19 protein-coding genes are annotated in these 20,696 nt (G+C 65.1%); 12 read left to right on the top strand and 7 right to left on the bottom strand.

The features are described from left to right. Positions 1-48 precede the first annotated feature (48 nt). From BLS08_RS07100 to arcD, 5 genes are all read right to left on the bottom strand, one after another. Entirely contained in the window at positions 49-1,461 is a 1,413-nt protein-coding gene (locus BLS08_RS07100; RefSeq protein WP_055985131.1) for a multicopper oxidase family protein, read from the bottom strand. Between the two features lie 16 nt (positions 1,462-1,477). Beyond that, on the bottom strand, positions 1,478-2,878 hold the full coding sequence (locus tag BLS08_RS07095) for a TolC family protein (RefSeq protein WP_055985134.1): 1,401 nt from the start codon (positions 2,876-2,878) through the stop codon (positions 1,478-1,480). Beyond that, complete coding sequence (locus BLS08_RS07090; RefSeq protein WP_017677258.1) at positions 2,865-3,164, bottom strand: hypothetical protein; 300 nt, start codon at positions 3,162-3,164, stop codon at positions 2,865-2,867. Before BLS08_RS07090 ends, BLS08_RS07095 begins: the two co-directional genes overlap by 14 nt. Before the next feature lie 74 nt (positions 3,165-3,238). Further along, positions 3,239-3,643, bottom strand: coding sequence for a hypothetical protein (locus BLS08_RS07085; protein ID WP_017677259.1), 405 nt, complete (start codon positions 3,641-3,643; stop codon positions 3,239-3,241). A 69-nt stretch (positions 3,644-3,712) separates the two neighbouring features. Beyond that, positions 3,713-5,140 carry an arginine-ornithine antiporter gene (gene arcD / locus BLS08_RS07080; RefSeq protein WP_017677260.1) on the bottom strand — a complete coding sequence of 476 codons (1,428 nt, stop codon included), beginning with the start codon at positions 5,138-5,140 and terminating at the stop codon, positions 3,713-3,715. A 163-nt stretch (positions 5,141-5,303) separates the two neighbouring features. Here arcD and BLS08_RS07075 point away from each other — a divergent pair, with 163 nt between their 5' ends. The 9 genes from BLS08_RS07075 to BLS08_RS07035 all read left to right on the top strand — a co-directional run bounded on the left by BLS08_RS07075 (position 5,304) and on the right by BLS08_RS07035 (position 16,486). Then, complete coding sequence (locus tag BLS08_RS07075; RefSeq protein WP_055985137.1) at positions 5,304-6,281, top strand: alpha/beta hydrolase; 978 nt, start codon at positions 5,304-5,306, stop codon at positions 6,279-6,281. Between the two features lie 138 nt (positions 6,282-6,419). Then, complete coding sequence (locus tag BLS08_RS07070; protein WP_021489897.1) at positions 6,420-7,106, top strand: hydrolase; 687 nt, start codon at positions 6,420-6,422, stop codon at positions 7,104-7,106. A gap of 97 nt (positions 7,107-7,203) precedes the next feature. Continuing rightward, positions 7,204-7,782, top strand: coding sequence for a putative antibiotic biosynthesis monooxygenase (locus BLS08_RS07065; protein WP_021489898.1), 579 nt, complete (start codon positions 7,204-7,206; stop codon positions 7,780-7,782). After that, positions 7,779-9,761 (top strand): amidohydrolase, encoded by a 1,983-nt coding sequence (locus BLS08_RS07060; RefSeq protein WP_090336316.1) that lies wholly within the window; start codon positions 7,779-7,781, stop codon positions 9,759-9,761. The genes BLS08_RS07065 and BLS08_RS07060 overlap by 4 nt, the downstream gene beginning before the upstream one ends. Before the next feature lies 1 nt (position 9,762). Continuing rightward, positions 9,763-11,367 (top strand): MFS transporter, encoded by a 1,605-nt coding sequence (locus BLS08_RS07055; protein WP_055985143.1) that lies wholly within the window; start codon positions 9,763-9,765, stop codon positions 11,365-11,367. 44 nt (positions 11,368-11,411) lie between these two features. Further along, the gene (locus BLS08_RS07050) at positions 11,412-12,149 is read left to right on the top strand and encodes an alpha/beta fold hydrolase (RefSeq protein ID WP_055985145.1); all 738 of its coding nucleotides are present in this window, start codon (positions 11,412-11,414) and stop codon (positions 12,147-12,149) included. 31 nt (positions 12,150-12,180) lie between these two features. After that, positions 12,181-15,192: a sensor histidine kinase gene (locus BLS08_RS07045; RefSeq protein WP_055985147.1), complete on the top strand. Its 3,012-nt coding sequence runs from the start codon at positions 12,181-12,183 to the stop codon at positions 15,190-15,192. Then, complete coding sequence (locus BLS08_RS07040; RefSeq protein ID WP_017677268.1) at positions 15,189-15,830, top strand: response regulator; 642 nt, start codon at positions 15,189-15,191, stop codon at positions 15,828-15,830. The genes BLS08_RS07045 and BLS08_RS07040 overlap by 4 nt, the downstream gene beginning before the upstream one ends. Positions 15,831-15,916: 86 nt before the next feature. Next, positions 15,917-16,486 carry an AraC family transcriptional regulator gene (locus tag BLS08_RS07035; RefSeq protein WP_017677269.1) on the top strand — a complete coding sequence of 190 codons (570 nt, stop codon included), beginning with the start codon at positions 15,917-15,919 and terminating at the stop codon, positions 16,484-16,486. On the opposite strand, the gene BLS08_RS07030 is transcribed toward BLS08_RS07035, so the two are convergent. Then, entirely contained in the window at positions 16,487-17,089 is a 603-nt protein-coding gene (locus BLS08_RS07030; RefSeq protein ID WP_017677270.1) for a glutathione S-transferase family protein, read from the bottom strand. It abuts the gene before it with no gap. 107 nt (positions 17,090-17,196) lie between these two features. After that, the gene (locus BLS08_RS07025) at positions 17,197-18,354 is read right to left on the bottom strand and encodes an aminotransferase-like domain-containing protein (protein WP_017677271.1); all 1,158 of its coding nucleotides are present in this window, start codon (positions 18,352-18,354) and stop codon (positions 17,197-17,199) included. A gap of 83 nt (positions 18,355-18,437) precedes the next feature. Here BLS08_RS07025 and BLS08_RS07020 point away from each other — a divergent pair, with 83 nt between their 5' ends. The 3 genes from BLS08_RS07020 to BLS08_RS07010 all read left to right on the top strand — a co-directional run bounded on the left by BLS08_RS07020 (position 18,438) and on the right by BLS08_RS07010 (position 20,651). Continuing rightward, positions 18,438-18,959 carry a MarR family winged helix-turn-helix transcriptional regulator gene (locus BLS08_RS07020; protein ID WP_017677272.1) on the top strand — a complete coding sequence of 174 codons (522 nt, stop codon included), beginning with the start codon at positions 18,438-18,440 and terminating at the stop codon, positions 18,957-18,959. A 211-nt stretch (positions 18,960-19,170) separates the two neighbouring features. Then, a complete protein-coding gene (locus BLS08_RS07015) occupies positions 19,171-19,695 on the top strand; it encodes an RNA polymerase sigma factor (RefSeq protein WP_017677273.1) in 525 nt (174 codons plus the stop codon). Next, positions 19,692-20,651, top strand: coding sequence for a FecR domain-containing protein (locus BLS08_RS07010; protein ID WP_017677274.1), 960 nt, complete (start codon positions 19,692-19,694; stop codon positions 20,649-20,651). Before BLS08_RS07015 ends, BLS08_RS07010 begins: the two co-directional genes overlap by 4 nt. Positions 20,652-20,696: the final 45 nt, after the last annotated feature.

Genomic DNA, 20,696 nt, shown 5'->3' with positions numbered 1-20,696 from the left:
TGAATCCTCGCTTGCTGTGGGGACCGGGCCGCGTAGCGGCCCGCCCCGTTAATGCCCGGCATGACCGCCGGGCTTGCGTACCTGCACTTCCACCGGCGCCTCGAGCGGCTGCTTGAGTGGCATCGACTGGCCACCGCCATCGTGCGAGCGGCTCGGGCTGGCCAGTGCGCCTTTCCACTCATGGGCCACCGTGCCGGCTGGGTGCTTGAACCAGCCCGGGTCGCGGTAGTCGCCGGCGGCCTGCTCCTTGCGCACCTTGAGCATGGTGAACATGCCGCCCATCTCCACCGAGCCGAACGGGCCGTCGCCGGTCATCATCGGCACGGTGTTGTCCGGCAGCGGCATCTGCATCTCCGCCATGTCAGCCATGCCGCGCTCGCCCATCACCATGTAGTCCGGCACCAGTTTGGCGATCTTGCGGGTCATGTCGCGGTGATCGACGCCGACCAGGGTCGGCACGTCGTGGCCCATGGCGTTCATGGTGTGGTGGCTCTTGTGGCAGTGCAGCGCCCAATCGCCCTCCTCGTCGGCGATGAACTCGAGCTGGCGCATCTGCCCCACCGCCACATCGGCGGTCACCTCCGGCCAGCGCGAGCCGACCGGGGTCGGCCCGCCGTCGGTGCCGGTGACCTCGAACTCGTGACCGTGCAGGTGGATCGGGTGGTTGGTCATGGTCAGGTTGCCGACACGCAGGCGCACGCGCTCGCCCTGGCGCGCCACCAGCGGGTCGATGCCGGGGAACACGCGGCTGTTGAAGGTCCACAGGTTGAAATCGAGCATCTGCATGATCTTCGGCGTGTAGGCGCCCGGCTCGATGTCGTAGGCGCTGAGCAGGAAGCAGTAGTCGCGATCCACCTCGCTGATCAGCGGATGATGCTCCTTGGGGTGAGTGACCCAGAACCCCATCATGCCCATGGCCATCTGCACCATCTCGTCGGCGTGCGGGTGGTACATGAAGGTGCCGGGGCGGCGGGCGACGAACTCGTAGACGAAGGTCTTGCCCACCGGAATCGCCGGCTGGGTCAGGCCCGCGACGCCGTCCATGCCGTTGGGCAGACGCTGGCCGTGCCAGTGGATGCTGGTGTGCTCGGGCAGCTTGTTGGTGACGAAGATGCGCACCCGGTCGCCCTCCACCACCTCGATGGTCGGTCCCGGCGACTGGCCGTTGTAGCCCCACAGGTGGGCCTTATAGCCGGGCGCCAGCTCGCGTACCACCGGCTCGGCGACCAGGTGGAACTCCTTGACGCCGTTGTTCATGCGCCACGGCAGGGTCCAGCCGTTGAGGGTGACCACCGGGTTGTAGGGCCGCCCGCTGTTCGGCTGCAGCGGCGGTTGGGTGTCGGCGCTGGCCTGCAGCACCGGTTCGGGCAGGGCCGCCATGGCCACCCGGCTGACCGCCGAAGTGGCCACCGCAGCGCCGATGGCGCCGGCCCCGAGAAAGAAATCGCGTCGTGAAACCATCTGGGAAATTCCTTGTTCAGTGGCCGGCGGCGGCCGGCTCGGCAGCAGCGGCAGGCGCCACGCCGAGCGAGGGATTGGGGGCGCCCAACAGGGCCATGTCGAGGTCGGCGCGCGCCAGCCAGAAGGCGCGCTGCGCCTGCAGGTAGCCATCCACCGCCTGCACCTGGCGGCGCGCATCGGCGAGCAGGTCGAAGGTGCTGATGAACATGCCGTTGTAGCGCAGCAGGTTTTCCTCGGCGATGCGCTGACGTAGCGGCAGCACCTCGGTACGGTAGTGCTGCGCCAGCTCGAAGGCGTTGCGGTAGGCGTGATAGGCCTCGCGTACCTGCGAGCGTGCGTTGATCGCCGTCTCGGCGGCACGGTTGAGCGCCTGGCGATACTGTGCCTCGGCCCGCGCCACCTTGGCACCGCTCCAGTCGAACAGCGGCAGCTCGACGCTGATCTCGTAGCCGCGCTGGGTCGGTTCCTCGTTTGAGCGGTTGTTGACCACGCCCAGCTCCAGCACGTTGATGAAACGCGTGGTGCGGGTCAGGCCGAGGTTCTGCGCCAGGCGCTCGGCATCCAGGCGCACGGCCTGGATGTCCTGGCGCTGGTTCATGGCCAGGCGCTCCACGTCCGGCAACTCGTCCGCGGTTTTCGGCAACGCCGGCAGGCGTTCGGGCAGGCGGTAGTCGAGCTGCTCGCCCCACAGGCCGAGCAGACGGGTCAGCTGCTCGCGGCTACGTACTCGCGCCTGTTCGGCCTGCAACAGGCCGATGCCGGCTTCGGCGTAGAAGTTCTGCTGCTCGGCCTGCTGCAGCTTGCTGAAGTTGCCCACTGCGGCCATGCGCCGGGCCAGATCGGCGCCGGCTTCGGCGGCGTCCAGCACCTGCCGTGCGTAGACCAGGCTCTCCTCGGCGGCGACCGCCTGGTACCAGGCCTTGCGCGTCTCGCTGGCCAGGTCGAACACCGCCAGGCTGGTCTGCCGCTGCAGCTGCTCGAAGCGCCGACCTTCCAGGCGCGAGGTCAGCGGCAGGGCGATCAGCCGCGCCAGATTCAGGTGCAGGCCGCGCTCGTATTCGACCTCGCTGCCCTTTTCCAGACGACCGTAGGAGAAGCCGGGGTTGGGCAGGCGCCCGGCCTGCACGCGCTCGGCCTCGCCGATGCCCAGCTCGTCGAAGGACGCCTGCAGGCCGCGGTTGTTGAGCAGCGCCAGCTGCACCGCGGCATCCAGGCTCAGGGGTTCGGCCAGCAACTCGGCGACGCGTGCCTCGATCTGCCCGCGCCCGGCCTCGTCGCGCGCCCACAGCAGTTGCTTGTCCAGCTGGCGCTCGGCGCTTTGCTGCACCGGGTCGAAGCCACCGTCCTGGCTGAAGCCGGCGCAGCCGGTCAGCAGCAGCGCGGCGCAGAGCAGTACGGCGGGTTTAATGGTGGTCATGGCCACCTCCCTCGACGGGCTCGGCGCCCTGCTCGGCCGGCTGCTCCCAGCCTTCCATGCTGTAGGTGCGCCAGCCGCCGATACGGCCGACCAGGTCATTGGCCGCGCGCCAGTCCTGCAACGGCTCGTCGGCCTGGGCACGGTAGTCTTGCAGAGGGGAACGGTAATCCTGCGCCGGCACGGCGGCGTTGGCGTCCAGCGGGTCGGGCTGGGCCGCCATCAAGATGCCGGGCAGCGTCAGGGCAGCGATGCCCAGCAGCCTTCCGGCAAGGGAATGCAAAGTCATGATGTGTTCTCGCGTACGGCGGCCAGGCGGCCGCGTGAGCTACAGGCGCCGCAGGACGGCGCTACCTAAGGGGCTCAGGCGAGAGAAAGACGCGGGGGGCGTTCGGGCGTGTCGGCCACGCCGACGATAAGGCGGTCGGGCCAGGCTGTAGCCGGCTCGACGGTTTGCAGGGCAGAGTCGTTCAGAAACGGCTGGCTGGGCGCGGCGACACCGACGCAGAAGGCGCACAGGGTGCAGAGGCTGCCATCGCTGGGAGCATTGCTGCTGGCCACCGGGGCGGCGTCCTGATGCGCGCCATGTGCGCTGTCGGCCGCCATGTCGTGGTGCATGCCGTGCTCGACCTGCTGAGTCGAGCTCATCTGCAGAGCGCCGCTGCGATGCACCTGCTCGCACAACTGCATGCCGAGCGCCGCCATGGCCTGTGCCGGCAGGGCCAGCATCAGTATCCAGATCAGGGCGGTACGCAGGGATTTGCGCATAGGGGTCGCGAGGCCAGAGTCAGAGGGCGATGAGGCGGATTATCCGCGCGCTGACCGCTTTGTCCAGCGCTACAAGCTCAGATGCCCGGCATACAGGCCATAGCCGGCCAGCACGGCGGTCAGCAATACGGCGGCGAAGATCGGCCATTCGTAGCGGGTGAACAGCACCTGCCCCTGCTCGCGCTTGGCCTGGCGAAACAGCAGCGCCCCCGGCGCGTAGAGCAGCGCCGACAGCAGCAGGTACTTGACCCCGCCGGCATACAGCAGCCAGATCGCGTAGCCCACCGCCAGCAGGCCGATGGCCAGATCCTTGCGGCGCAGCCCGGCCTGGTCTTCATAGGTTTCGCCGCGCAGCGCCAGCAGCAGCGCATAGACCGCCGACCACAGGTAGGGCACCAGAATCATCGACGACGCGAGGTAGATGAGCGACAGGTAGGTGCCTTGGGAAAACAGGGTGATCAGCAGGAACAGCTGGATCATGCCGTTGGTCAGCCACAGCGCGTTGACCGGCACCTGATTGGCGTTCTCCCGGCGCAGGAAGGCCGGCATGGTGCCGTCCTTGGCGGAGACGAAGAGGATTTCGGCGCACAGCAGCGCCCACGACAGCAGCGCACCAAGCAGCGACACCGCCAGGCCGATGCTGATCAGCACCGCCCCCCAACGCCCCACCACATGCTCCAGCACTCCGGCCATGGACGGGTTCTGCAGCGCCGCCAGCTCGGGCTGGCTCATCACCCCCAGCGACAGCAGGTTGACCAGCATCAGCAGCACCAGCACGCCGAGAAAGCCGATCACCGTGGCCTTGCCCACATCGCGGCGGCGCTCGGCACGCGACGAGTACACGCTCGCCCCTTCGATACCGATGAACACGAACACGGTGACCAGCATCATGTTGCGCACCTGCTCCAGCACACCGCCGAACTGCGGGTTGCTGCGGCCCCAGATGTCACGGGTGAAGATGTCGCGGTCGAAGGCCAGGCCGACGATGGCGATGAACAGCAGGATCGGCACCAGCTTGGCCACGGTGGTGATCAGGTTGATCAGCGCCGCCTCCTTGATGCCGCGCAGCACCAGGGCGTGCACGCACCAGAGCAACCCCGAGGCGCAGGCGATGGCCAGCGGCGTATTGCCCTGGCCGAAGACCGGGAAGAAATAACCCAGGGTCGAGAACAGCAGGACGAAGTAGCCGACATTGCCCAGCCAGGCGCTGATCCAGTAACCCCAGGCCGAGGAAAAACCCATGTAGTCGCCGAGGCCCGCCTTGGCGTAGACGTACACCCCGCCATCGAGCTGCGGCTTGCGGTTGGCCAGGCCCTGGAACACGAAGGCCAGCGCCAGCATGCCCACCGCGGTAATGCCCCAGCCGATCAGTACCGCGCCGACATCGGCCCGCGCGGCGATGTTCTGCGGTAGCGAGAAGATCCCGCCACCGACCATCGAGCCCACCACCAGCGCGGTCAGCGACCCCAGGCCCAGCTTGCGACTTTCCCCTGTCATGCCCACCTCGTGCGGACGCCAGCGACTCCGCTCTCACTCTAGCAGCCCGGCAGCAGCCTGATGCCAAAACGGCAGGCCGGTACAAGCCGGATCGACCGCAAGGGCAGAAGATGCCCGACGCAGTAGCGCTACAGTTCCTTCAGCCATCATGAGGTGAATCGCCATGCAGCCTTCCCCCAACCTGGACGCCGGCAGTCCCGGCGTCGAACGCAACACGCAATCCTTTCTCGAAGCCTTGGCCGCCGGTGGCGGCACGCCCCTGGAACGGCTATCGCCTGCGGAAGCCCGCGCTGTGCTGGTGGGCGCGCAAGCCTCGGTCGAGGTCGATCTATCGGCCGTGGAAACCCGCGAACACAGCATCGAGGCCGCCGGCCAGATGCTGAAGCTGGTGGTGGTGCGTCCGGCAGGCAGCCAGGGCAACCTGCCGGGCTTCATGTTCTTCCACGGTGGCGGCTGGGTGCTGGGCGACTATCCGACCCACGCACGGCTGATCCGCGACCTGGTGGTGCATTCCGGCGCCGCGGCGGTCTACGTCGACTACACCCCCTCGCCCGAAGCGAAATACCCGACTGCGATTAACCAGGCCTATGCCGCCACGAAGTGGGTGGCTGACAACGGTAGCCAGATCGGTGTCGACGGCTCGCGCCTAGCCGTGGCCGGCAACAGTGTCGGCGGCAATATGGCCGCCGTGGTCGCCATCAAGGCGAAAGAGGCTGGTACGCCGAAGCTGCGTTTTCAGTTGCTGCTGTGGCCGGTGACCGACGCCAGCTTCAACAACGCCTCCTACAACCAGTTCGCCGAGGGACATTTTCTCACCCGCGGCATGATGGAGTGGTTCTGGGACAACTACACCACCGACCCCAAGCAGCGTAACGAGATCCACGCCTCGCCGCTGCGCGCCAGCCTGGAACAGCTGCAAGGCCTGCCACCGGCCATGGTGCAGAGCGCCGAGATGGACGTGCTGCGCGACGAAGGCGAAGCCTACGCCCGCCGCCTGGGCGCCGCCGGCGTCGTGGTCAGCGCGGTGCGCTACAACGGCATGATCCACGACTACGGCCTGCTCAACGTGATCGCCGAGGTGCCTGCGGTACGCACTGCCATGCAGCAGGCTGGCGCGGCGTTGCGCGAACACCTGGCCTGAGCGCCACAGCCCGATACCAGAATCGCAGTTACATCCAATCCAGGTGGCGGCCGCTCTGCAATAGTCCTTTCGCCTACCCGACGGCAACGACCGACGGGATGCGTGCATCGTCCACCGCCCCACCAACAGGTAACCGCTATGAGCAATCCAAAAACCGAAGTCCTGACCCCGCACAACAGCCAGTTGATCTTCATCGACCAACAGCCGCAAATGGCCTTCGGCGTGCAGAGCATCGATCGGCAAACCCTGAAGAACAACACCGTGGGCCTGGCCAAGGCGGCCAAGATCTTCAACGTGCCGACCATCATCACCACGGTCGAGACCGAGAGCTTCTCCGGCCACACCTACCCCGAACTGCTCGCCGTATTCCCCGACGCGCCGCTGCTCGAGCGCACCTCGATGAACTCCTGGGACGACCAGAAAGTCCGTGACGCGCTGAAGAAGAACGGCCGCAACAAGGTCATCGTTTCCGGCCTGTGGACCGAGGTGTGCAATACCACCTTCGCCCTTTCCGCCATGCACGACGCCGGCTACGAGATCTACATGGTCGCCGACGCCTCCGGCGGCACCTCGCAGGCCGCCCACGACTACTCCATGCAGCGCATGATCCAGGCCGGTGTGGTGCCGGTGACCTGGCAACAGGTGCTGCTGGAGTGGCAACGCGACTGGAAGAATCGCGACACCTACGACGCCGTCATGGCCTTGGTCAAGGAGCACTCCGGCGCCTACGGCATGGGCGTGGACTACGCCTACACCATGGTCCACAAGGCGCCTGAGCGTGTCGAGCACGGCCCGACCCTGGCCCCTGTAGCGGCGCCCATCTGATCTCATGACGGCGGAAACGCCCTCGACTCGACCAGCAGCGCGCATCGGTGCGCGCCGCTGGATCGACAAGACCAAGGCCTCGAGCAGAGTCTCCAGCATGAGCGAGACGCAAGCGGAAACCGTCACCCTGGTGGTGCGCCATCAGGTTCGCCCCAGCCACGTGCCACATTACGAGGCCTGGTTACGGCGCATCATCGCCACCGCCAGCCAATGCCCCGGCCACCTCGGCGTGGACGTGGTACGCAGCCGCCAGCCCTGCGTGGCGCAATTCACCTGCGTGCTGCGTTTCGCCAGCCTGCAGCAGCTGCAGGGCTGGATCGAGTCGGAGCAAAGGCGCCAGCTGATCGCTGAGGTCGAACCGCTGCTGCGCGCAGGTGACCAGTTGGAGATCGCCCAGGGCAAGGAATTCTGGTTCATGCCGGAAAGCGCGCAGGCGCCGCCGCCCCGCTGGAAACAGGCCTGCGTCACCTTTCTGGTGATCCTGCCGCTGAGCCTGCTGGTGCCGCTGCTCTGGCAACCGCTGTTCCACCATATTCCCTGGCTCGGCGCTTACCTGCCGAGCAACGTCGTGATCACCCTGAGCATCGTCCTGCTCGTGGTGTACCTGTTCATGCCCATGGCCACGCGGCTGTTCGACGCCTGGCTGAACCCAACCGTAGATGAGGATCGATCATGAGCCAGGACCCCTCCGACCCGAAACGCCGCCACTTTCTCGCCACCAGCAGCGTCCTTGGCGCGGCCGGGGCATTGTGGTCAGCCCTGCCCTTTGCGGCCATGGCCAGCGACTCATCCACCAGTTCATCGGGAGGCAACATGAGTGCCGATCTCATTCTCTACAACGGCCGCCTGCACACGGTCGACCGCGAAAAACCCCAGGCCAGCGCCGTGGCCATCAAGGACGGGCGCTTCGTCGCCGTCGGCAGTGACGCTGAGGCCATGGCCCTGCGCGGCGATGCCACGCGCGTGATCGACCTGCAAAAGCGCACGGTGATTCCCGGCCTCAACGACTCGCACCTGCACCTGATTCGTGGCGGCCTCAACTACAACCTGGAGCTGCGCTGGGAAGGCGTGCCGTCGCTGGCCGATGCCCTGCGCATGCTCAAGGACCAGGCTGACCGCACGCCGACGCCGCAATGGGTGCGCGTGGTCGGCGGCTGGACCGAATTCCAGTTCGCCGAGAAACGCCTGCCGACCCTGGATGAACTGAACAAGGCGGCGCCGGACACCCCGGTGTTCGTCCTGCACCTCTATGACCGCGCCCTGCTCAACCGCGCGGCATTGCGCGCCGTGGGCTACGACAAGAACACACCGAACCCGCCCGGCGGCGAGATCCAGCGCGATGCCAGCGGCGAGCCCACCGGCATGCTGATCGCACGGCCCAATGCGCTGATTCTCTACGCCACCCTGGCCAAGGGTCCGAAGCTGCCGCTGGAGTATCAGGTCAACTCCACCCGCCAGTTCATGCGTGAGCTCAATCGCCTAGGCGTGACCAGCGCCATCGACGCCGGCGGCGGTTACCAGAACTACCCCGACGACTACCAGGTGATCCAGGAGCTGGCCGACAAGGATCAGCTCACCGTGCGCATCGCCTACAACCTGTTCACCCAGAAGCCCAAGGAAGAGCTGACCGATTTCAAGAACTGGACCAGCAGCGTGAAGCTGCACCAGGGCGATGATTTCCTCCGCCACAACGGCGCCGGTGAAATGCTGGTGTTCTCCGCTGCCGACTTCGAGGATTTTGTCGAGCCGCGCCCGGATCTGGCGCCGAGCATGGAAGCCGATCTGGAGCCGGTGGTGCGTCATCTGGTCGAGCAACGCTGGCCGTTCCGCCTGCACGCCACCTACGACGAATCCATCTCGCGCATGCTCGACGTGTTCGAGAAGGTCGACCGCGACATGCCGTTCAACGGCCTGCCCTGGCTGTTCGACCATGCCGAGACCATCAGCCCGCGCAATATCGAGCGGGTACGCGCACTCGGTGGCGGCATCGCCATCCAGCACCGCATGGCCTTCCAGGGCGAATACTTCATCGACCGCTACGGCGCCAAAGCCGCAGAAGCTACTCCACCGATTCAGCGCATGCTGGCCGAAGGCGTGCCAGTCGGCGGCGGCACCGACGCCACTCGCGTGGCCAGCTACAACCCCTGGACCGCGCTGTACTGGCTGGTCAGCGGCAAGACGGTCGGTGGCACCACACTCAACCCACAGGGCTTGTCACGCGCCACCGCGCTGCAACTGTTCACCCACGGCAGCGCCTGGTTCTCCAGCGAACAGGGCAAGAAGGGCCAGATCAAGGTGGGGCAGCTGGCCGATCTGGTGGCCTTGAGCGCGGACTTCTTCAGCATCGAGGAAGAGCAGATCAAGTGGCTGGAGTCGGTGCTGACCATCGTCGGCGGCAAGGTGGTGCATGGCACCGGCGAGTTCGACAAGCTCGCCCCGCCGACGCTGCCGGTACTGCCGGACTGGTCGCCGGTGGCCCTGGTGCCTGGGCACTGGAAGCCGTCAGCGGCGCCCATGGCCGCCAGCATCCACCAGTGCATCGGCGCCTGCTCGGTGCATGCCCACCAGCATGACCGCGCACGCCGCAGCAGCATCCCGGTGAGCGATCATCAGGGCTTCTGGGGCGCCTTCGGCTGCTCGTGCTTTGCCTTCTGACATGGCCAGCGATAAACCTTCGCCCTGGGGCGCACTCAAGCACAGCACCTTCCGCTGGCTGTGGCTGGCCAGCATCGCCTCGAACATCGGCACCTGGATGCACGAGGTGGGTGCCGGCTGGCTGATGACCAGCCTGTCGACCAATCCCATGCACGTGGCGCTGGTACAGGTCGCCGGCTCCGCGCCGATGTTCCTTTTGGCGCTGCCGGCCGGGGCCATGGCCGACATCATCGACAAGCGTCGCTACCTGCTTGGCGTGCAGTTGTGGATGGCGGCAGTGGCGACGCTGCTGGCCACCCTGACACTGCTCGGGCTGACCACGGTCTGGCTGCTGCTGGGCATGACCCTGGCCATGGGCGTCGGTACCGCCTTGATGATGCCGGCCTGGTCGGCGCTGACGCCAGAGCTGGTAAGCAAGCGCGACCTGCCCTCGGCCATAGCCCTGTCCAGCCTCGGCATCAATGTCGCCCGCGCACTCGGCCCGGCAATCGCCGGGGTACTGGTCAGCTTGAGCGGTCCCTGGGCGACCTTCGCCCTCAATGCCCTGTCGTTCTTCGCGGTGATGGCGGTGCTGCTGACCTGGAAGCGCGAGCGCCAGGTCGCCAGCTTCCCGGCCGAGCGCCTGCTGGGCGCCATGCGCGCCGGCTGGCGCTATAGCCGCGCATCGAAACCACTGCAGGCGGTACTGGTACGCGCCGCGGCGTTCTTCGTCGGCGCCAGCGCCGGCATGTCGCTGCTGCCGTTGATCGTGCGCGGCGAGCTACAGGGCAGCGCTAGCGACTTTGGCCTGCTGCTGGGTAGCGTTGGTATCGGCGCAGTACTTGGCGCCATGCTGCTGCCCAAACTGCGTGAGCGCACAAGCGCCAACAAACTGGTGGCCATTGCCAGCGTGCTCTACGCACTGGTGCTGCTGGCCCTGGCCTGGGTGCGTGACTTCGCCGTGCTGCTACCGGTGATGCTGCTCAGCGGCGCGGCTTGGATCGCCGTACTGTCGAGCCTGCAGGTCAGCGCGCAGACCTCGGTGCCGGATTGGGTGAGAGCCCGCGCGCTGTCGGTGTATATCCTGGTGTTCTTCGGCAGCATGGCCGCTGGCGGTGCGCTCTGGGGTTATGTCGCCAGCCAGGCATCGATTTCGGTCGCACTGTTGGCCGCGGCTGGTTGCCTGGCGCTGGGCTTGCTGCTGACGCTGCATTTCCCACTGCCGGTAACCGAAAGCGAAGATCTCGCCCCGTCGCTGCACTGGCCTGCGCCGATCCTGGCTGACGAAGCCGATCTGGAACGCGGCCCGGTGATGGTCACGCTGCAGTACGACATCGCGCCGGAGCATGCACCTGACTTCCGCCAGGCGATGGCCGAGGTCGCCCGCATGCGCAGACGCAACGGCGCGTTCTCCTGGGGGCTGGTACAGAACAGCGAGAATCCACGGCACTGGCAGGAGTTCTTCTTTGATGAGTCCTGGCTCGAACACCTGCGTCACCACGGTCGGGTAACGCGCGCCGAGCAACGCATCGAGGCTGCTGCCAGGCATTTCCAGAACCCGGACGTGCCCGTGCATATCGAACATTTTCTAATGCCAGCCAAGGATGTGCTCCATGCCACCCCCTGAGGACGGCAACTGCCCGAACCAGGGCGTGACAGGTTGAGTGCAACATGCCTCGTCACGCCCTGTTCATTCACGGCACCTGGCTCACACCAGCGATCTGGGAGCCATTTCAGAGACGCTTCAGCGCCTGCGGTTATCGCTGCACGGCGCCACCTTGGCCGGTTGCCAAAGGTGGTCGACAACCCGGCATCAGCGCCCTCCTCACCCACTACGAAACACTGGTACGCAACCTGGAGCAGCCGCCGTTACTGATTGGCCATGACCTCGGTGGTCTGCTGGTGCAATTGCTGCTCGACCGCGGCCTGGGCCAGGCCGGCATCGCCATCGACCCACTGCCACCGCGCGCCGGTTTGCTGGGCTTGTATAGCACCTGGCCATGGCTGTTGCCCTGGGTGGGTTGGCGTAACCTTCTTTACATGACACCGCAGTATTTCGCGCGCAATATGGCGCAAACGCTGACACCTGCAGAGCAAAGCGCCGCCTATGCGCGCCACATCGTTCCGGCGCCTGGCCGGGTGTTCGTCGAGGCTGCGCTGGGCATCGGTAGCACCGTCGATTTCACCAACGGCGAACGTGCACCTCTGCTGCTGCTGGCTGCAGGCAATTCCCACACCGTTCGCGCCAACGTAGTGACCGCCCTCTATCGTCGCCACCGAGGCTCTTCAGCCATCACCAGCTTCAAGCAGTTCCCCGGCTACAGCCACTGGCTGATCGCCGAACCCGGTTGGGAAAGAATTGCCGACTACAGCATCGAATGGGTTCAGAACCAAGTTGGACGTTTTTAAATCACACACCCCACAAGCTCGCCTCGGCGTCATGGCAAGCCTGTTTTGCCTGGTGCTTTTCAGCGCTGCCGCGCTGGCCGACAGAAGCGCCCTGGAGCAGCAACTGGAACATCGGCGCTGGACGCTCAACGACGACAGCCCTAGCCAGATCGGCGCTTTGGCCGAAACCCGGGACGGCTACCTGTGGCTGGGCACTCACGACTCTCTGTATCGCTTCGATGGTTTCGACTTCACCCGATATCGCACACCCGCTGGTCATGAACTTGGCATCGTCTCCAGCCTGCTGGCCAGCGACGCCGGGCTTTGGGTCGGCCTGCGCAACGGCGGTGTTCACCTGATCGCATCGGTGGAAGAACAACCCAGCAGCTTCGATCTGGCCCGCGGCGTAATCTACGCCCTGGCACAGACAGCAGACGGCAGCGTCTGGGCTGCAGCCAACGACGGCCTGATGCGTTTCGACGGCAAGCGCTGGCAGCAACTGGGCATCGCGGACGGTTTTGTCGGCGAGAATGCCTACAGTGTCTTCGTCGACAGCAGTGACCGTCTCTGGGTGGCCGATGAACAACGCCTTTATGTGCTGCCGCCTGGCGCCCAGACGCTGCACGACACCGGCATTCGCAGCCAACGTACTCGCCAGATCGCGCAAGCCGCTGACGGTGCACTGTGGTTGATCGAGCGCGACCGCGAGAGCCTGCTGCGGGTAAAGATCGATCAGCCGCAACTGCAGGCGACCCACATAGCCCTTGGCGAAAGAGCCAACGCCATGCTGTTCGACCAACATGGCTGCCTCTGGCTGAGCACCGCTGGCGGCGGTTTGCTGCATGTGGCCAATCCCAACGAGCATGGCAGCGGCAGCTTCGATGATATCGAGCGACTTTCTTCACGTGATGGTCTGAGCTCCAACTTCGCCTGGCCGCTGCTGGAAGACAGCGAGGACAGCCTGTGGATCGGCACGCAGAACGGGCTTGATCGGCTGCGCGAACGCCCTCTACGTCCTTCAGGCCTTCCGCCCGAGGCGCACAACCTGGCGATTGCAGCCGATGACACCGGCAATCTCTGGGCCGCCAGCAGCAACCTGCCGCTCATGCGCCTGGATGCACAGGGTTTGCACGAGCTGCCGTTGCGTACACCGATCAGCGCGATCAGCAAAGATCCTGGAGGCTCTGTCTGGCTGGCCGGCTCCGAGGGTATCTGGCGCATCACTGGCGAGCAGTTGGAAAAAGTCTCCGCCCTGCCGGTCGAGCGTGATCTGGATTCCTCGGTGCGCACCCTGCTGATCGATGATCAGGGCGCGCTCTGGCTCTCGCTCAACCGTCAGGGCCTCTACGTGCTGCGCGATGGCAACTGGCAACTGCTTCCTGCCCCCAGCGCGGACCCGGCACAACTGATGCCGGTGAGCTCTGCCCTCACCCCTGATGGCAGACGCTGGTTCGGCTATCGCAACAACCTGATCGTCAGCCATGACGATCAGGGTGAGCGCCACTGGGGCAGCGCCGATGGGCTGGATATTGGCCATGTTACGGCGATGGCCCATTCGCAGGACCACAGCTGGTTCGGTGGCCAACGCGGCCTGGCGCGCTTCGATGGCAAGCGTTTCCAGCATCTGCCGCTGAGCGAGAGTGGGCTGTTCGACAATCTCTACGCGATCATCCCGGTTACCGGCCCTCGGGGCGAAGATCTCTGGCTGCAAGGCAAAGGTGGCGTCTTTCAGTTACCGGCCGAAGAGATCGCAAAGGCGCTGAACAATCCCAAGCACCATATCCATTACCGTACCTACGACCTGCAAGGCGGGCTCGCCAACGACCCGCACCAGGTGCTCGCTCTGCCAACAGCCGTGCGCAGCAGCGATGGTCGCCTGTGGTTCGTCACCCGCAACGGCGTGGCCGGCTTGAGTCCGGATCGGGAGATTCATAGCTACAAGCCGCCCAAGGTGCGTATCGACTCGTTACTGGCTGACGGTGCGACCATCTCCTTGCGAACGCCACCAACCCTGCCCGCAGACAGCAAACGCCTGGTCATCCAATACGGTGCCCTGAGCCTGTCCGCACCAGAGGGCCTGCATTTTCTCTACCGTCTCGATGGATTCGACAGCGAATGGCATTCCGCCGGACGTCAGCGCGAGGCGACCTATACCGGCCTGCACGCCGGCGACTATCGCTTTCGCGTACGCGCACTCAATCAGAATGGCGTGGCCAGCGAGGAGGATGCCGAACTCAGCTTCAGCATCGACCAGGTGTTCTACCGCCATCCGCTGTTCATCCTGAGCATGGCACTGGTCGTGCTGCTGACCCTGCACCTGCTCTATCGCAATAACATGCAGCGCGCAGCCGAACGCCTGCGCACACGTCTGGAAGAACGCCACAACGAGCGTGAGCGCATCGCCCGCGAGTTACACGACACCTTGCTGCAGGGCGTGCAGGGGCTGATGCTCCACGTGCAGGCCGCGGCAGACAGTCTGCCAGCCGACCAGCCGGCGCGAGGCAAGCTGGAGAATGCCCTGGATCGTGCCGATCAGGTGATCGCCGAAGGTCGTGAGCGGGTACGCAACCTGCGCCACGCACAGGAGGCGTTGAACGACTTGCCAAAGACGCTGCACGAACTCGATCAATTGCACGAACATACCGATACCGAGTATCGGGTCGAGATTGCAGGCACACCCTGCGCCCTCCATCCGGTGGTACATGACGAGATCAGCCAACTCGCCCGCGAGGCGGTCAGCAATGCCTTCCGTCATGCCAGGGCTCGTCATGTTCGCGTGCAGCTGGATTACCATCCCCGGCAGTTTTCACTGCACGTTAGCGACGATGGCCGCGGCCTGCTGGCCGAATACCTGCTGGGCGCAGAGCCGGTCGATCACTGGGGCCTGAAAGGCATGTACGAACGCGCCGCCAAGATTGGCGGCACGCTTAATATCGACAGCGCCCCCGGCCACGGCTGCCATGTCAGGCTGACCCTGGCCGGACCATTGGCCTATCGCCAGTCGCCCCCTCGTGCGCGGCGCTGGCTAAACTGGAAACGATTGATCAGGAGCTCGCAGTCATGACCGCTGCCAACCCCATCCGTGTGCTGGTCGCCGACGACCACCCTCTGCTGCGCGAGGGCATCGCTGCAGTGCTCGCCGGGCAGGCGGATATCGATCTGGTCGGCGAAGCCAGCGATGGTCGTGAAGCACTGGAATGTTTTCGTCAGCTACGCCCCGACGTCACCCTGATGGACCTGCAGATGCCCCATATGAACGGCATCGACAGCATCCTGGCGATTCGCGGCGAATGCCCGGATGCACGCATCGCCATCCTTACTACCTATCGCGGTGACGTGCGTGCGCTGCATGCGATCCAGGCTGGCGCGCAGGCCTATCTGCTGAAAAGCACGCTGCGCAAGGAGCTGGTGGAGACCATTCGCAGTCTGGCCGCCGGCAAACGCCATATTCCGCCCGAGATCGCCGCCGACCTGGCCCAGCACATCGGCCAGCAGTGCCTCAGTCCACGCGAAGTGGAGGTTCTGCAGGCAGCAGCTCTGGGTTATTCAAATCGCGATATTGCGCTGCAACTGCGTATCACCGAAGACACGGTCAAAGGCCATATGCGCCTGATCATGGACAAGCTCGGCGCCAACAATCGCACCCACGCCGTGGCCATCGCCGTGCAACGCGGCGTGCTGGAGATCGGCACCCCACTTTAGTGTTGTCACCCTTCCCCTCCTTGTGAGCTGTGCGCCGCCGACTGCGCCGCGCATGCTTTACAACCAATAAGACAAGGAGGCTGGCAATGGGCTCGTTCGGCGAACTTCAGGCAATTACGCCCTGCTTGCACCAGGCCAGGCCAGACCCGCAGCTACTGGACCGTATCGCTGCCTTGCTCGCGGAGGCGGAAACGCAGTTGCTGGTGGACACGCAAAACGCCTACCTGCAGGTCGAGCAGGCCATGACGCTGCTACGCCAGGTCAACGCCAACAAGCAGTGCGGCATTGGTCATTGCGCGAACGGTCTGACACGCTGGCAGACGCGACGCCTGGATCAGTACATCAGCGACAACCTGGCCGCTGCCATTCGTACCTGCGATCTGGCCGCCCAACTCAAACTGAGCAGCAGCCATTTTTCCCATGTGTTCAAACAGACCTTCGGCATCACACCACTGGCCTACGTGGCACGCAAACGCATCGAAGCAGCCAGGGAGATGATGCTGGCCACCGACCAGCCATTGACGCAGATCGCCCACGCCCACGGCTTCTGCGATCAGTCGCATTTCACCCGCACCTTTCGCCGCGAGACCGGATTGAGCCCCTTGGTATGGCGGCAGCGCTGCGCCTCACGGACGCAGGCCATCTCCGAACCGTGATCAGCCGAGCATAGTCACGTGGCGTGGGTGACTGGCGACGCGATCGAGCCAGGCGCGAACCGCCGGGAAGGCTTCGAGGCTGAAGCCGCCCTCGTGAGCCACGTGCGTGTAGGCATACAGGGCAATATCGGCGATGGAGTAATGCTCGCCGACCAGATAGGGCGTACGTTCGAGCTGCTTCTCCATGACCTTCAGGGCCTTGTAGCCGAGCTTCAGGCAGCGCGCGTGCTCCTCGCGGCGTTCCTCGGGCATGCCCTGATAGAGCTGGATGAAACGCGCCACCGCAACGTAGGGCTCGTGGCTGTACTGCTCGAAGAACTGCCACTGCAGCACCTGGGTACGCAAGCGCGGCTCGGTCGGTAGGAACTCGCTGCCATCGGCGAGGAAATTGAGGATGGCGTTGGACTCCCACAGACAGGTGCCGTCTTCCAGCTCCAGCACCGGGATCTTGCCGTTGGGGTTCTTGGCCAGGAAGGCTTCGCTCTGTGTCTCGCCCTTGAGGATATCGATGGGAATCCACTGGTACTCCTTGCCCAGCAGATGCAGCATCAGCTTGACCTTGTAGCAGTTGCCCGAGCGGTAGTCGCCGTAGACCTTAAACATCGCGTTGCCCTCCCCGTGTTTCCTTCTTTTACCTGTAGGAGCCGGCTTGCCGGCGATCCGTCTTAGCAAGTGCATCGCCAGCAAGCTGGCTCCTACACTACAAGTCTCTACTTCGCCTGTGCCTCTTGAATTACCGTCGCCAACCGGCGCAGCCCCTCGCTCAGGCGCTCTGGCGCCACGTGGCTGAAGTTCAGTCGCAGGCGGCCTGGGTTGGCGTCCGGATCGATGAAGAACGGCTCGCCCGGCATGAAGGCGACGTTCTGCGCCAGCGCCGCGTCGAGCAGCGTGCGGGTGTCGAGCGGCTGCTTCAGGGTCAGCCAGAAGAACAGGCCACCCTGAGGGATCTGCCAGTCAGCCAGATCGCCGAAGTGCTCCAGCAGCGCAGTCTGCATGGCGTCGCGACGAATGCGGTAGAAGTCGCGCAGCTCGGCCAGGTGGCCGCGGTACTGCTCGCTGCCCAACCACTGCAGCGCCTGCCACTGACCGATGCGGTTGGTGTGCAGGTCAGCCGACTGCTTCAGGCGCAGCAGGTGCGGATACAGGTCCTTGGTGGCGATCAGGTAGCCCACACGCAGGCCCGGCAGTAGCGTCTTGGACACGGTGCCGGTGTAGATCCAGCTGGCCTTCTTGAGGCGGCTGACGATGGGGGTGGCGCTACCGGCATCGAACACCAGCTCGCGGTAAGGCTCGTCCTCGATCAGGGTCACGCCGAACTCGTCGAGCAGGGCCGCCACGGCTTCACGTTTGGCTTCGCTGTAACGGGTGCCAGACGGATTCTGGAAGGTCGGGATCAGGTAGGCGAAAGCCGGCTTGTGGTTTTCCAGACGCTGACGCAGAGCCGCCAGCTCGGGGCCGTCGGCCTCCTGCGGTACGCTGATGCAGTCGGCGCCGAACAGTTGAAAGGCCTGCAGGGCAGCCAGGTAAGTCGGCGCTTCGAGCAGCACTTCGGTGCCCGGATCGATGAACAGCTTGGACGCCAGGTCCAAGGTCTGCTGCGAGCCGCTAACGATCAGCACCTGGCTGGCATCGCAGGGTACGCCCAGGGCACGCGCCTCGGCAGCGATGGCCTCGCGCAGCGCCGGCTCACCTTCGCTCATGCCGTACTGGCCCATGCTCGCCGGCATCTCGGCCCAGTCCACCTTCGGCAGCATCGGCTCGGCCGGCAGGCCACCGGCAAAGGACATCACTTCTGGACGCTGCGCCGCGGCAAGAATTTCACGGATCAGGGAGCTTTTCAGGCGGGCGATGCGTTCGGAGAAGGCCATGGGATGTCCTGGGGTGCAAAAGTCGTTGGAATTAAGTCAAACTGCTTGACCGAAACTACGCCGCCGACCAGAGATACGTCAATATGACTGACCTAAAAAATTTCTCCGAGAAGTTTTTGACGTCACCCGCCGAGGGCACGCAGGCCGGCCGTCATGGGGCGCAGGTCATCAAGAATTCCGCCGCTCAGCAGGCCGCCATGGAAGCCTTCTTCTTCGGCTACCAGGCCTTCACTGCCAAGCCCGACGAGATGCTCGCCAAGCGCGGCCTGTCACGCGTGCATCACCGCATTCTGTTTTTCATCGCCAAGTACCCGGGCCTGAACATGACTGAGCTGCTGGGTTACCTGGGCGTGAGCAAGCAGGCGCTGAACATGCCGTTGCGCCAGCTGATCGAGATGAATCTGGTGCAGAGCGAGGCTGCCGCGGACGACAAACGCAAGCGTGTGCTCGGCTTCACCGCCGAAGGCGCCAAACTGGAACAGGCCCTGCGCCGCGAACAAGCACGCCTGCTACAGCGCGTGTTCGGCGAGATGAGCGAAGAGACCGTGCAGGGTTGGCTGGAAGTCAATCACGCCCTGGCCCGCAGCCGCCAGGAACGCACCTAAGCATCATCGTCACACTCCCCCGTAGGAGCGAGCTCTGCTCGCGAACCCGCGCCCTTTACGAGCCGCACTCGCTCCTGCATCCGCAATTTTCTTGCCGTCCTGCCCCTGCCCTTCGCGCCACCGGTCATGCCACGCCAACGCGTGATTGCACCCTGACACGACCTCTGCAATCATATGCGAATCATTATCACCTTAACTTAGATCTCGCGAGGTGCGCGTGTCGGTTCAGGATTCCAGCAATCAGCAGCTGGTCGGTCTGCTTTATCGCGATCACCGTGACTGGCTGTTCGGCTGGCTGCGCAAAAGCCTGAACTGCGCGCAGCGCGCCGAAGACCTGAGCCAGGACACCTTCGTCCGCCTGCTCGGTCGCGCCGACCTGCACAGCCCGCGCGAGCCCAGAGCCCTGCTTACCACCATCGCCAAGGGGCTGCTGGTCGACCAGTTTCGCCGCCATGCGCTGGAACGTACCTATCTGGAAGAACTCGCGCTGGCTCCGCAAGCCGTGCAACCCAGCCCGGAAGAACAGACCCTGGCCCTGGAGCAACTGGCCGAGATCGATCACCTGCTCGGTCAGCTGTCGAGCAAGGCACGCGCAGCGTTCCTCTATAACCGTCTGGATGGCCTCGGTCATGCCGAGATCGCCGAGCGCCTTGGCGTGTCCCCGTCGCGCGTGCGTCAATACCTCGCCCAGGGCCTGCGCCAGTGCTACATCGCGCTGTACGGAGCGCCGCAATGAGCCAGGTCTCGGCTCGCGTGCTCGACGAGGCCATCGCCTGGCAGCTGTGCCTGGACTCGGGCGAAGCCAGCGAGCAGCAACGCCACGACTTCACCGACTGGCTGGCCGCGCACCCGGAGCATGGCCTGGTCTGGCGACGCCTCGGCGGCATCGACCAGCAGCTTTCTGCCGCCAGCACGCCGATGGCACGACGCGCCCTGTTGCAGAGCAGCGTCAGCCGTCGCCGCAGCCTGCGCCGCCTTGGCGGTAGCGCCCTGGGTCTGCTGCTGGCCGCGGGCATAACGCTGGTGCTGCTGGCTCAGCAGCGCCCGCTTGGCGATTACCTAGCCGACTACCATACCGCCAGCGGAGAACAACGCGACCTGTTACTCGCCGACCGCAGCCAGGTGCGCCTCAACAGCCGCAGTGCGCTGGATATCGCATTCGACGACAACGAACGACGCCTGCACCTGCGCAGTGGCGAAATCCTGGTTCAGACCGCCAAGGGCGATACCCGCCCCTTCATCGTCGAAACGGAGCAGGGACGACTGCGTGCGTTGGGGACGCGATTCCTGGTCCGACGCGAAGGTACTGCGACCGAACTGATCGTGCTGCAGTCAGCGGTCGCTGCCAGGCCGCTGGCCGGCTCGCAGGAACGCATCATCCACAGCGGCGAACAGGTGCGCATGGACAGCCAGCACCTCAGCGACAGCCACCCAGCGCCCATCGGCGCCGACGCCTGGAGTCGCGGCATGCTGGTGGCGGACAACCTGCCCCTGCAACGCCTGATCGATCAGCTCGGCGAATACCGCAGTGGCTATCTGAGCCTCGACCCGAGCCTGGCCGGGCTGCGTATCAGCGGCAGCTTCCCACTGCACGACAGCGACAAGGCGCTGGCCGCTTTGGCGCTGAGCCTGCCCGTGCGCACCGAGCAATTGGGCCCCTGGTGGACTCGTGTGGTGCCGGCAGAAAAATAATTTTCTCCGCCCCTGTCATTTTTCTTTCCTGCTTCGGCAAAAGGA

Origin of the sequence: Ectopseudomonas chengduensis (assembly GCF_900102635.1) — a bacterium.
Taxonomy (GTDB): Bacteria; Pseudomonadota; Gammaproteobacteria; order Pseudomonadales; family Pseudomonadaceae; genus Aquipseudomonas; species Aquipseudomonas chengduensis.
This window is presented reverse-complemented; position numbering and strand designations above follow the sequence as displayed.